General features: G+C 68.5%; 12 protein-coding genes. 1 reads left to right on the forward strand and 11 read right to left on the reverse strand.

The genetic code is table 11. The features are described 5' to 3' along the window. From bamB to AC1DMS_RS13225, 11 genes are all read right to left on the reverse strand, one after another. Positions 1–1,143: an outer membrane protein assembly factor BamB gene (gene bamB, locus AC1DMS_RS13175; protein WP_062361606.1), complete on the reverse strand. Its 1,143-nt coding sequence runs from the start codon at positions 1,141–1,143 to the stop codon at positions 1–3. Positions 1,144–1,150: 7 nt separating this feature from the next. Next, positions 1,151–1,843 carry a YfgM family protein gene (locus tag AC1DMS_RS13180; RefSeq protein WP_012747308.1) on the reverse strand — a complete coding sequence of 231 codons (693 nt, stop codon included), beginning with the start codon at positions 1,841–1,843 and terminating at the stop codon, positions 1,151–1,153. A 5-nt stretch (positions 1,844–1,848) separates the two neighbouring features. After that, on the reverse strand, positions 1,849–3,171 hold the full coding sequence (gene hisS, locus AC1DMS_RS13185) for a histidine--tRNA ligase (protein WP_436043535.1): 1,323 nt from the start codon (positions 3,169–3,171) through the stop codon (positions 1,849–1,851). 12 nt (positions 3,172–3,183) lie between these two features. Further along, a complete protein-coding gene (gene ispG, locus AC1DMS_RS13190; protein WP_012747306.1) occupies positions 3,184–4,464 on the reverse strand; it encodes a flavodoxin-dependent (E)-4-hydroxy-3-methylbut-2-enyl-diphosphate synthase in 1,281 nt (426 codons plus the stop codon). Then, the gene (locus AC1DMS_RS13195; RefSeq protein WP_278879051.1) at positions 4,461–5,429 is read right to left on the reverse strand and encodes a helix-turn-helix domain-containing protein; all 969 of its coding nucleotides are present in this window, start codon (positions 5,427–5,429) and stop codon (positions 4,461–4,463) included. The genes ispG and AC1DMS_RS13195 overlap by 4 nt, the downstream gene beginning before the upstream one ends. After that, positions 5,422–6,279 carry a type IV pilus biogenesis/stability protein PilW gene (pilW, locus tag AC1DMS_RS13200; protein WP_012747304.1) on the reverse strand — a complete coding sequence of 286 codons (858 nt, stop codon included), beginning with the start codon at positions 6,277–6,279 and terminating at the stop codon, positions 5,422–5,424. The genes AC1DMS_RS13195 and pilW overlap by 8 nt, the downstream gene beginning before the upstream one ends. Before the next feature lie 4 nt (positions 6,280–6,283). Continuing rightward, entirely contained in the window at positions 6,284–7,432 is a 1,149-nt protein-coding gene (gene rlmN / locus AC1DMS_RS13205) for a dual-specificity RNA methyltransferase RlmN (protein ID WP_478181113.1), read from the reverse strand. A 21-nt stretch (positions 7,433–7,453) separates the two neighbouring features. After that, a complete protein-coding gene (gene ndk, locus AC1DMS_RS13210; protein WP_012747302.1) occupies positions 7,454–7,879 on the reverse strand; it encodes a nucleoside-diphosphate kinase in 426 nt (141 codons plus the stop codon). Between the two features lie 151 nt (positions 7,880–8,030). Next, complete coding sequence (locus tag AC1DMS_RS13215; protein ID WP_478181114.1) at positions 8,031–9,851, reverse strand: pseudouridine synthase; 1,821 nt, start codon at positions 9,849–9,851, stop codon at positions 8,031–8,033. Next, the gene (gene scpB / locus AC1DMS_RS13220; RefSeq protein ID WP_278880861.1) at positions 9,848–10,693 is read right to left on the reverse strand and encodes an SMC-Scp complex subunit ScpB; all 846 of its coding nucleotides are present in this window, start codon (positions 10,691–10,693) and stop codon (positions 9,848–9,850) included. Before scpB ends, AC1DMS_RS13215 begins: the two co-directional genes overlap by 4 nt. A 127-nt stretch (positions 10,694–10,820) precedes the next feature. Continuing rightward, positions 10,821–11,804, reverse strand: coding sequence for an RluA family pseudouridine synthase (locus AC1DMS_RS13225; RefSeq protein WP_478181115.1), 984 nt, complete (start codon positions 11,802–11,804; stop codon positions 10,821–10,823). Between the two features lie 56 nt (positions 11,805–11,860). Here AC1DMS_RS13225 and AC1DMS_RS13230 point away from each other — a divergent pair, with 56 nt between their 5' ends. Next, positions 11,861–12,667, forward strand: a complete 807-nt coding sequence (locus AC1DMS_RS13230; RefSeq protein ID WP_012747298.1) for an outer membrane protein assembly factor BamD — start codon at positions 11,861–11,863, stop codon at positions 12,665–12,667. Positions 12,668–12,679 lie beyond the last annotated feature (12 nt).

Genomic DNA, 12,679 nt, shown 5'->3' on the forward strand with positions numbered 1-12,679 from the left:
TTATTCAGGGCGATATCCAAACACACCGCCGTTGGCAGTCACCACCACCACCGTGTTGCCGGCCATCACCGGCGTGACGCCAATGGCGGAGCCATCGGGCGTGACGCGATTGAGCAGTGCGCCGTCTTCGCGCGAGACGAAGTGCAGCGTTCCGTTGTCCTCGCCGATCACCAGCGAACGGCCCACCGCGAGCGGCCCGGTCAGGACGCGGTTCTTGAACCGGGTCGACTGCCAGGCCCGCTCGCCATCGGCGCGGCGCCAGGCGACGACGCTGCCGTCGGACTCGGTGCCGTAGACGAAGCCCTCGTCGCCGCTGACGCCCTCGGCGCCCACGGCAGGCTTGCTCCACAGCAGCTGGCCGCGCGCGGTGTCGACGCAGCCGACGTTGGCATAGTAGGCACGGGCGCACACGGTGTCGCCGACGCGGCTCACGCTGCCGGTCAGGTCGACCAGGCGCTCCACGTCGTTGGTGCCGCGCGGCGCCGCAATGGGGGCTTCCCAGCGCGAGGTGCCGTTGGCCGGGTTGATGCCGACCAGCCGGCCACCGATGCCCGAGATCAGCGTATCGCCCACGGCGATCAGCACGCCCGACTTCTTGAGCACGAGGTTTTCGGCCGTGCGCTGCTGCAGCCAGAGGCGGCGGCCACTCTGGCCGTCCCAGGCGCTGATGCTGCGGTCGGCGGTCTGCACGAAGACGCGGCGGCCGGCCACCAGCGGCGCGGTGAAGGCCTGGGCCGAGAGCCGCTGCTTCCACAGGACCTTGCCGCCTTCGATGGCCACGAGTTCGTTGTCGGTGGTGACCACCGCGGCCAGCGAGCCGTCGCTGCCGACGCCGGCTGCGAGCTTGGCGCCCGCGTTCGCGCGCCAGGTTTCGCGGCCGGCACGGGCGTCGATGGCGACCACGGTGCCGTCGCTGCCGGCCACGGTGACGATGTCGCCGCTGACGTCGGTGGCCAGCGGGAAGCCCACGGCCGGGATGCGCACGCTCCAGGCCTGGCGCACGCCGAACAACGCGGGGTTGGCGGGCAGTTCGGCCGGCTTGGGCTTGCTGGTGCCCGAGCAGGCAGCCAGCATCGCGGCCAGAACAATGGCCGAACCTGCACGCAGGACGGACGACTCAGGCATGAAACGCTTGAAATTCATAGTGCGATCAGGAATTTTTGGGGGCTGCCGGCGTGACCGTGATCACGGGTGCCAGGCTCTTCGGATCGACGCCGGCGGCGTTGAGCTTGAATTCGACCAGGCGCCGGTAGTCGGACGCCGGGCCAAGGCCCGTCCAGGCCTTGCGGTATTCGGCCTGCGCTTCGGCGCGCTTGCCCTGGGCCATGTAGATGTCGCCCTTGCGGTCGGCCACGAGCGGCTCGAACTCCTTGGGCACGTCGCCGGAGAGCTGCTTGAGCGCTTCGTCGTACGACTTGCTGTCGAGCAGTTCGGCCGCCAGCCGCAGCTTGGCAACGGCCTTGTAGCCCGGATCGACCGCGCTTTGCGCCACCCAGCCGAGCGCGGCGCGCGAGGCCTCGGCGTTGCCCTTCTCGTAGAGCGCCTTGGCGGCCAGGAGGCCCGCCTGCTGCGCGTAGGCGGTGCCGGCGAAGCGTTCCTTCATGTCGCCCAGCACGCGCTGGATGCGCTCCACGTCGCCGGACTGCGTGCTGCGCTCGACCTCGTCGTAGAGGGCCGCGGCCTGCGCCGCCTTGTTGCGCTGGAAATATTGCCAGCCGTTCCAGGCCACGAAGGCCCCGGCCACGAGCAACACCACCCAGGTGATCAGGGTGCCGTAGGTGTTCCAGAAATGCTTGAGCTGGTCGAGCTGTTCCTGTTCGTCGAGATCGAGATGGGTTGCCATGCGTATCAGATGTTGGGAGCCGGGGATTGTAGGGTGGCCGCCCAGGTGGCCACCTGGGCGAGAGGCCGCGCCACCTGTTCGCCACCGCCCTCGCGCAGCGATTTGACCGTGACTTCGCCGCGCGACAGTTCGTCTTCGCCAAAGACCAGCGCATAGCGCGCTCCGCTCGCGTCGGCTTTCTTGAACTGCGCCTTCATGCTGCCGCCGCCCGCATGCTGCAGCACGCTCACGCCGGCGGCGCGCAGCTGCTCGAGCACGGCCATGACTTGCGGCAGCGCGGCGGCCGAGGGCACGATGGCGTACGCCGCGGGCGCCGCGGCGGGGACCGGCAGGCGGAGTTCCTGGATCAGCAGCAGCAGCCGTTCGATGCCCAGGCCGAAGCCGACGGCCGGCGCAGGCTTGCCGCCCATCTGGCCGATGAGGCCGTCATAGCGCCCTCCCCCGCAGACGGTGCCCTGCGAACCGAGCTGGTCGGTGACCCATTCGAAGACGGTCAGGTTGTAATAGTCCATCCCGCGCACCAGGCGCGGGTTGACTCGGTAGGCCAGCCCTGCAGCATCGAGCACGGCGCGCACCGCATCGAAGTGCGCGCGCGACTCCTCGCCAAGGAAGTCCATCAGTTGGGGCGCGGCCTCCACCACGGCCTGCATGGCGGGATTCTTGGTGTCGAGGATGCGCAGCGGATTGCTGTGCAGGCGCCGCTGCGCATCGGCATCGAGCAGGTCGGCATGCGCCTCGAAATGGCGGATCAGCGCTTCGCGGTGCGCCTGGCGCTCGGCCGGCTGGCCCAGGCTGTTGATCTCCAGGCGCACGTGCTCGCCTTCGGCCAGCCCGAGCTCGCGCCAGAGGGCCCGCACCATGAGGATCAGCTCGGCGTCCACGTCCGGGCCGGGAAAGCCCAGCGCCTCGACGTCGAGCTGGTGGAACTGGCGGTAGCGGCCCTTCTGGGGACGCTCGTGGCGGAACATCGGTCCCATCGTCCACAGGCGCAGCGGGCCGTTGTAGAGCGCGTTGTGCTCGACCATGGCGCGCACGATGCCGGCGGTGGCCTCGGGGCGAAGCGTGAGCTTGTCGCCGTTCATTGCATCGGTGAAGGAGTACATCTCCTTCTCGACGATATCGGTCACCTCGCCCAGTCCGCGCACGAACAGCGCCGTGGGTTCGACCACCGGCGTCAGCATGTACTGGTAGCCGTAGCGGGCGAGGAGCCCGCGCACCGTCTGCTCGAACCACGACCAGAGGGCCGAATCGGGCAGGCGGTCGATGCGCGGCACGCTCGCCGGCAATATGTCGTTCATGCCTTTGACGGCATTGATCTTGTCAGCCATGGGAGAAAGTGGTCAGGCGACGTCGGCAGCCAGTTGCTGGCCGAAGCGCTTTTGAATGTAGTTTTCGACGAGCTGGTGAAACTCGTTGGCGATATTGTCGCCGCGCAGCGTGAGTGCCTTTTCGCCGTCGATGAAGACCGGGGCGGCGGGCGCCTCGCCGGTGCCGGGCAGGCTGATGCCGATGTCGGCGTGCTTGCTCTCGCCGGGGCCGTTGACGATGCAACCCATCACGGCCACCTTCAGCGTCTCGACGCCGGGGTACTTCTTGCGCCAGACCGGCATCTGCAGGCGCAGGTAGTCGTCGATCTGCTTGGCCAGTTCCTGGAAGGTGGTGCTGGTGGTGCGGCCGCAGCCCGGGCAGGCGGTGACGCTCGGCACGAACACGCGCAGGCCCAGCGCCTGCAGGATCTCGTTGGCGATCAGCACTTCCTGCGTGCGCGACTCGCCCGGCTGCGGCGTGAGCGACACGCGGATGGTGTCGCCGATGCCCTCCTGCAGCAGGATGGAGAGCGCCGTGGCCGACGCCACCGTGCCCTTGGTGCCCATGCCGGCTTCGGTGAGCCCCAGGTGCAGCGGATAGTCGCAGCGCCTGGCGAGTTCGCGGTAGACCGAGATCAGGTCCTGCACGCCGCTCACCTTGCACGACAGGATGACCTGGTTGCCGGCCATGCCCATCGATTCGGCGAGCTTGGCGGATTCGATGGCCGAGGTGATGAGCGCCTCGTACATCACCTGCTTGGCATCCCACGGCTCGGCGCGCTGGCTGTTGGTGTCCATCAGGCTGGCCAGCAGTTCCTGGTCGAGGCTGCCCCAGTTGACGCCGATGCGCACCGGCTTGTTCCAGCGCATGGCTGCATCGATCATCTGGCCGAACTGGCGGTCGCGCTTGTCGCCCTTGCCCACGTTGCCGGGATTGATGCGGTACTTGCTCAGCGCCTCGGCGCAGGCCGGATAGTCGGTGAGCAGGCGGTGGCCGTTGTAGTGGAAGTCGCCGATCAGCGGCACGTCGATGCCCATGCGGTCGAGCTGCTCGCGGATGTACGGCACCTGGGCTGCCGCCTCCGGCGTGTTGACGGTGATGCGCACCATCTCCGAACCGGCAATGGCAAGCTCCTTCACCTGGATGGCCGTACCGACGGCATCGACGGTGTCGGTGTTGGTCATGGACTGCACCCGCACGGGCGCGTCGCCGCCCACCGTCACGGTGCGCGGTCCCCAGACCACCTGGGCCTGGCGCGAACGGCGCGCCTTGGGCGCCGCCGATTCAATGGGTTGTGGAGTGCAATCGGTCACGATTTCACCTCGAAACGCGCCACGCCGCCGCCGCGCGTGACAGGCTTCAGATCGTAGGGCTTTCCGTGCACCTGCACATCGACCGCCGAAGCGCGCCCCACCACCACCGACAGCGGCAGCGTTCCCGACAAGGCCACCGTTTCGCCGGCCTGCAGGCTGCGGCGCAGCAGCTGCTTGCCGCCGGCTTCGGTGACGGTGATCCAGCATTCCTCGCGCGCGACGAAGACCAGCTGCTGGCTGCCGGCAGGTGCCGCAGCAACAGCAGAAGGCGAAGCCGCCGCCGCAGCGGGCGCGCTGCCCGCCGGCGGGGCTGCCGCGGGGGGCGTGCCCAGCGCCGCGGGTGCAGCCGAGGTTGGGGGTGCCACCGGCGACACCGGCGCGCTCTCGACCACGACGGACGATCCGCCAGGAGCCGGCGCAGCCGCCGGCGCTTCCGCCACCGGAGCGGTGTCGCCATCGCCACGCGATGTCCAGCGCGACACCGAGGCCCCGACCTGGTCGAACACCGACTGGGGCAGCCAGAACAGCACGGCCGCGCCGACCAGCAGCAGCCCCACCACCGTGAGCAGCGCGCGCGACGGCAGCCCGCTGGAGCGCCCGCCATTCCAGCGCGGCGTTCCGGAAACGATGTTGCTCTTGAGCGTGCGGTCGGCCAGTGCGAGCGCTGCGCGCTGCGCCCCCGGCAGCTTTGCGAGCACCGGAGCGGGATCGATGCGCAGGGCGCGGCAGACACTGCTGGCCAGGGCCCGCGCAAAGACCGGGTCGGGCAGCGAAGCGATGTCGTCCGCCTCGAGCGCAATGAGCTTCTGCGGCGGCACCTTGAGCGCCGCGGCCACCATTTCGATGTGCAGGCCGTGCGCCTCGCGCGCTTCGCGGAGCATGTCGCCGGCTGTCTTGTGCGTGATGTCGCCTTCCTCGAGCGGCAGTGCCGCGGAAGTGCCGAACTCCGAAACCCGTTCAGTCATTGAAATTCCCGCGCTCGTACGCTATTGCCTCCCGGGACTGCGGGAAGCGCCGTTGCAGTTGCCCTCCCAACTGCGCCACTGCTTCGCGGTTGTTGAGCCGTCGTTCGATCTTGATGCCCAGCCAGAGCGTCTCGGCGCTGGCCGAAGGGCTGTTGTTGACGCGGCGGATGTAGAACTGCGCACGCGACCATTCTTCGCGCTGCGCCAGCAGCGAAGCCAGGTTGAATCCGACCACCGGGTTTCCGGCGTCGATCTCGTAGGCCTTCATGAGGCTGCGCTCCGCCTCGGCACGCTGGCCTGCCCTGAGCTGGCAGACGCCCTGCGTCATGAGCGTCTTGGCATGGTCGGTATAGCTCGGCACCGCCAGTGCCTCGGTGAACTGCTGGGTGGCATCGCCATAGCGGTTCTGCTGGCACAGCAGCCAGCCGTAGTTGTGCCGCACATTGGGATCGCGCGGATTGATGGCAATGGCGCGGCGGAAGCTGTCTTCCGCCAGGCCCGCGTCTTCGAGCCGCATGTAGACCAGGCCGCGCAGGTTGTAGGCATCCGCGTTGTTGGGATCGGCGGCCAGCGCCTGCTTGATCTCATCGAGCGCGACGGTGGTCTGGCCCTGCTCGAAGTAGCCCGAGGCGAGCTCCATGCGCAGGCGCGCGCGGCGCTGCCGGCTGCTTTCGTCGGACTCGGTCACGATCTCCGCGCCCTTGCTCGACGAACTGGTGTCGGCCAGGCTGGTGGTGGTGGTTCGCGTGTTGACGCAGCCCGCGAGCAGAAACGCCACGGCGACGCCGCCAAAGCCTGCAGCCACCAGCCGCTGCGCGCTTGCGGTCGTCATCGGAAAGGCCATCCTCATTAGGTCAATGCTCCTGGGGGGCGGTCTTGCGAACCGGATGCAGAACAACGGTGCGCTCGCCCACACGGCGCTGCGCCATGCGTTCGGCCGCGCGGGTACGGTCCTTGACGTCGCCGGCCAGCTGTCCGCAGGCCGCATCGATGTCGTCGCCGCGCGTCTTGCGCACGGTGGTCACGAGGCCGGCCTCGCTCAGTGCCTTGGCAAAGGCCAGCACCCGCGGCTGCGGCGAACGCAAGAGGCCCGAGGCCGGAAACGGATTGAACGGAATCAGGTTGAACTTGCACGACACGCCATGGGTGCGAACGAGTTCAACCAGCTGCCGCGCATGCTCGGGCTGGTCGTTGACGCCATCGAGCATGCAGTACTCGAAGGTGATGAAGTCGCGCGGCGCATGCGCCAGGTAGCGCTTGCAGGCCTCGAGCAGCTCGGCAATCGGGTACTTGCGGTTGAGCGGCACGAGGTCGTCGCGCAGCGCATCGTTGGGCGCATGCAGCGACACGGCCATCGCCACCGGGCAGTCAGTGCCCAGGCGGTCGATCATCGGAACCACGCCGGACGTCGACACGGTCACGCGGCGGCGCGACAGGCCGTAGGCGTTGTCGTCGAGCATGGTGCGCAGCGCCGGCACCAGCGCGGTGTAGTTCTGCAGCGGCTCGCCCATGCCCATCATCACCACGTTGGAGATGACGCGCTCGTCGCGTTTCAGGTGCTTGCGCAGGAAGTGTTCGGCAAACCAGAGCTGGGCGACGATCTCGCCCGTGCTCAGGTTGCGGCTGAAGCCCTGGTGCCCCGTGGAGCAGAAGCGGCAACCCACGGCGCAGCCGGCCTGGGACGACACACACAGCGTGCCGCGGTCGTCTTCGGGAATGAATACGGCTTCGACGGCATTGCCGTCGCCGACGTCGAACAGCCACTTGATCGTGCCGTCCTTGGATTCGTGCTGCGTGATGACCGGCAGGGCCTCGACGCGAGCGGTGGTGGCGAGCTTCTCGCGCAGCGACTTGGCCAGATCGGTCATCTGGGCGAAGTCGCTGGCGCCACGCTGGTGGATCCAGCGGAACAGCTGCGTGGCGCGGAATCGTTTCTCGCCGAGCTTTTCGCAGAACGCAGCCAGCCCCTCGAGATCGAATTCGAGCAGGTTGGCCGTGGTCATGAAATCAGCTGGCGTGCGGCTTCAGCGCGCGTAGACGTTGAGGCCGGCGAAGAAGAACGCCACTTCGTTGGCGGCGGTTTCGGGGGCGTCCGAACCGTGCACGGCGTTGGCATCGATGCTGTCGGCGAAGTCGGCGCGGATGGTGCCCGGGGCCGCCTTCTTGGGGTCCGTGGCGCCCATCAGGTCGCGGTTCTTGGCGATGGCGTTCTCGCCTTCGAGCACTTGCACGAACACCGGGCCGGAGATCATGAAATCGACCAGGTCCTTGAAGAACGGACGTTCCTTGTGGACCGAGTAGAACTGCTCGGCTTCGTTGCGCGACAGATGCACGAGCTTGGCGGCAACGATCTTGAGGCCGGCAGCTTCGAAGCGGGAAACGATCTTGCCGATGACGTTCTTGGCGACGGCGTCGGGCTTGATGATGGAAAGGGTACGTTCGATAGCCATTGAAGTGCTTCCTGAGCTTTGATTTTGAAGTGATTTGTCACAACTGCAACGAATATGTTGCATCGTAAGTCGACAAAGCCTCTGATTTTAACCGGCGCAGCCCCCGGGATTGGTGAAAACCCCGCGAAAGGCTGCGCTGGAGAGCTGGCTTTCAGCGCCCGCGGCGCCGGTTTCCGCCGGGGCCGCCCTGGCCGCCGAAGCCACCGCCGCCGCCCGGGCCGCCGCCGCGGCGCCCCGGACCCTGCCGCTGCTCCTTGCGCTGGCGCGAGAAGCTGTCGGCGCCGATGTAGCCGAGCGAGGTCTTCATCGGATCGGGCTGGTTCGCGCCGCTCGGCGGACGCTCCTCGCCCTGGCGGTTGCCGCGGTTGTTGTTGCTGTTGCCGCGGCGCCCCTGCGGCGGCATGCCAGCGTTGCCGCCGCCACCGCCACCGCCGCGGTTGCCACGCCCGCCGCGCTCGCCGCGCGGCGGGCGGCCGTCGCCGAGCGGATTGGGAATGGGCGCCTCGCGGCCGTCGTCGCGCATGTCGCGCGGCTGCTGCTGTCCGCCGCCGGCGTTGCGATTGCCGCGCCGCTTCTTGTTGCGTCCGTTGCGACCGCCGCCGGCACCTTCCTGCCCCGGCCCGCGCTGCTGCTGCTGCGGCGGACGCGGCGCGCCGCCGCCCGAGGCCTGGAACAGCGCGTTGATGTCGCGCTCGTCGAGCTCCATCCAGGCGCCGCGCTTCAAGCCGCGCGGCAGCACCATGGCGCCGTAGCGGATGCGGATCAGCCGGCTGACCGCATGGCCCACCGATTCGAACAGGCGCCGCACTTCGCGGTTGCGGCCTTCGGAGATGGTGACGCGGTACCAGTGGTTGGAGCCCTCGCCGCCGCCCTCCTCGATGGTGCCGAACTGGGCCATGCCGTCGTCGAGGCGAACGCCTTCGAGCAGCTTCTTCTTTTCCTCGGCATTGAGCGCGCCGAGCACGCGCACGGCGTATTCGCGCTCCAGGCCGAAGCGCGGATGCATCAGCTGGTTGGCCAGGTCGCCGGAGCTGCTGAACAGCAGCAGGCCCTCGGTGTTCAGGTCGAGCCGGCCGACCGATTGCCACTTGCCCTGCTGCAGGCGCGGCAGCTTGCGAAACACCGTGGGCCGGTTCTGCGGATCGTCGTGCGTCACGACCTCGCCCACCGGCTTGTGGTAGGCAATCACGCGCGGCGGCGGCGGCGCGATGCGGTAGCGGATCGGCTTGCCGTTGATCTTGACCTGGTCGCCATACTGGATGCGCTGGCCGATGTGGGCCGGCTCGTTGTTCACCGAGATGCGGCCCTGCAGAATGAGCGCTTCCATTTCGAGCCGCGAGCCCAGGCCCGCCTGCGCCAGCACCTTGTGCAGCTTGGGCGAGTCGGCTTCCGGCAGCAGCACGCGCTTGAGGGGCGGGACTTCGGGGCTCTCTTCGTCGGCATCGAACTGGCCCGAGATGACGTCCGCGAAGCGGATCGGCTCGGGCGGCGGTGCGTTGCGCTGCTCGCGCTCGGCGGCGCGGCGTGCGCGGTCGAGATCGTCCTCTTCCTCGTCGGGCTCTTCTTCCTCTTCTTCCTCTTCTTCATCGTCGTAGGAGGAGGAAGCGCGCGCATTCTCTTCGGCGCGTTCGACGGATGTGGCTGGCGCAGCGGCGGCGGCGGGTTCGTCGGCGACTGGTGCGGCGGCGGGCGCTGCATCGGCCACCTGGGCCACGGGTTCGGAAGCTTCAGTTGCCGCGGCGGGTGCGGCAGGTGCTGCTGCGGGCTCGCCCTCCCCGGCCGCCGGCTCCACCACCTTCTTGCGGCGTGGGGCGCGCGGCTTCTTCGGCGCCTCGCCCCCGGCCGCGGCCGCCGCGGGCACGCCCGCTTCGGCGTCGGCAGACAGGCCGGACACGGCCGCCTTCGCCTTCTTTTTCTTGGATTCAGGCTGGGCCGGCACGATTGCCGCGTCGTCGATGTCGGAGGAGCTCATGAGGTTTTTCCGGGGGGAACAGCGTGGGGATCGGTCTCGTCGGGCGACGGGGGTTCGGTTTCGAGCTCGACGGATGGCTCGGCTTCCGTGGGGGCCGGAATGTCGGCGGGCTCCTCGTCGGGAGCCGCCGCGTCCTCGGCGAATTGCGCAGCGGCGGCTTCGACGGCTTCTGGAGCCTCGGCGGCGGCCAGCTCGGCGGGCGCGCCCGTTTCCGAGTCTGCCTCCGGCATGGCCGAGGCATCGGCGTCGGATTCGGTCGGCACGTCCATCGGCAGCCCGGGCTGATCGCCCGATGCCTGGTCGAGCGCGTCGACCAGCGCCGCCTGCTGGGCCGGCGTTTCGATCAGCGGCAGTTGGTCGAGCGATGCCAAGCCGAGGTCGTCGAGGAACTGCCGCGTGGTGGCGTACAGCGCCGGCCGGCCGACGGTTTCGCGGTGGCCGATGACCTCGACCCAGCCGCGGTCCTCGAGCTGCTTGAGGATAAGGGAATTGATGGTGACGCCGCGGATGTCTTCCATGTCGCCGCGCGTGACCGGCTGGCGATAGGCAATGATGGCCAGGGTCTCGAGGGCGGCGCGGGTGTAGCGCGGCGGCTTCTCGGGATGCAGGCGGTCGAGGTGGTCGCGCATCTCGGGCCGGCTCTGGAAGCGCCAGCCGCTGGCAACGTTCACCAGTTCCAGGCCGCGCTGCGCCCAGTCTTCCTGCAGTTCGAGCAACAGCACCTTGATGGTGTCCACGCCCAGCTCGTCGTCGAACAGCACGCGCATGTCGCGCACTGGCAGCGGCTGGCTCGAACAGATCAAGGCGGTTTCGAGAATGCGCTTGGCATCCGCCGTATTCATGGTTTGCGTTATCCGGGAAAAGGCGTCTCGGGGACGCTTGTTCAGAAGGATGAAAGAAGGCGCTGCCGGCACGCGGCGAGTGCAACGCAAGGCCGGCATCGGGGTGGCCGGCGCGGCCCTCGGGCCGTCAGGCGCGATTGTAATCCAGCCCCAGGGCCTGGAACGCCTGAACCAGGTCGGCCGGCGGAAGTGAACGCAGTTCCAGCGCCGCTTGTGTGACGGGGTGCACGAATGCGAGCCTGAAGGCGTGCAGCGCCTGCCGCCCCAGCCCCGCGGCCGGCGCTCCGCCGTAGAGCGCATCGCCGACGAGCGGATGCCCGATCGACGCCATGTGCACGCGGATCTGGTGCGTGCGGCCCGTTTCGAGCGTGCACCGCACGGCACAAGCCTGCGCGTTGCTGTCCAGGCGCTCGATGAGCGTGCGTGCCGTCTTGCCGGCATGGCGCTCGAGGTCGACCACGGCCATGCGCAAACGGTTGCGCGGATCGCGGCCGATGGGCGCGTCGACCTGCCGGCCTGCCGCGCCGGTCCAGGGCTTGTGTCCGAGCGCGAGGTATTGCCGCTTGACTTCGCGCGCGGCGATCAGCGCCACCATGGCATCCATCGCGGCCCGGGTGCGCGCCACGACCATGAGCCCGCTGGTGTCTCGGTCGAGCCGGTGCACGATGCCCGCGCGCGGCAGCAGCGCGGCCTTGGGGTCGAGCGCGAGCAGGCCGTTCAGCAGCGTGCCGCTCCAGTGGCCCGGCGCCGGATGCACCACCAGGCCGGCCGGCTTGTCGATGATGCGCAGGTGCTCGTCCTCGTGCACCGTGACGATGTCCATCGGCTCGGGCCGGAAGGCCTGGCTCTGGGGCGTCGGCCGCAGCTCGATATGGCCGGTCTGCCCTGCGCGCACGGTGGCGGAAGCCTTCAGCAGGGTGCGCCCCAGCAGCTCCACGGCGCCGGCTTCGATCAGCTGTTGCAGATAGTTGCGAGAAAATTCCGGCACCAGGGCGGCCAGCGCGCGGTCCAGCCGCTGGCCATGCTCGGTCGGGCCCACGGTGAAGGGCCGCAGTTCGCTGGATTCGACCGGGTCGGCGCCCTCGTCGGCCTCGGCGGCGTCGGGGACCATGTCCAGGGGGTCGGTCGATATAATTGAGGGCAACTGTTTCACGAAAGCCGTATGTGATGTTTCGCGCCAAATTATCGGTCCCCTCCTGGATCGCCCTCAGCGCGGCAGCGCTGCTTGCAGCCGGCTGCTCCTCCACCTCCGTCGACAAGACCGCCAACTGGAGCCCCAACCGCATCTACGCCGAGGCCAAGGACGAAGTGGGCTCCGGCGCCTACGACAAGGCCGTGCCGCTGTACGAGAAGCTCGAAGGCCGCGCCGCCGGCACGCCGCTCGCGCAGCAGGCCCAGCTCGAGAAGGCCTACGCCCAGTACAAGTCCGGCGAGAAGGCCAATGCCATTGCCACCATCGACCGCTTCCTGAAGCTGCATCCGGCCAGCCCGGCGATCGACTACGCGCTCTACCTCAAGGGCGTGATCAACTTCAACGACGACCTCGGCATGTTCGCGTTCCTCACGCGCCAGGACCTGTCCGAGCGCGACCAGAAGGCCGCCAAGGAATCGTTCGAGTCGTTCAAGGAACTGGCAACGCGCTTCCCCGAGTCGCGCTACGCGCCCGACGCGCGCCAGCGCATGAACTACATCGTGAACTCGCTCGCGCAGTACGAAGTGCACGTGGCGCGCTACTACTACTCGCGCGGCGCCTACCTGGCGGCCATCAACCGCGCGCAGCTCGCGCTGTCCGACTACCGCGAAGTGCCCGCGCTCGAAGAAGCCCTGTACATCATCGTGCGCTCCTACGATGCGCTCGGCATGAAGGACCTGCGCGACGACGCCCAGCGCGTGCTGACCACCAACTATCCGCACAGCGAGTACCTCGCGCGCGGCTTCAAGGGCAAGGACGATCCGTGGTGGAAGGTCTGGTAATCCGCTGGAACG

It is taken from the genome of Variovorax sp. 05T418 (genome assembly GCF_056396385.1).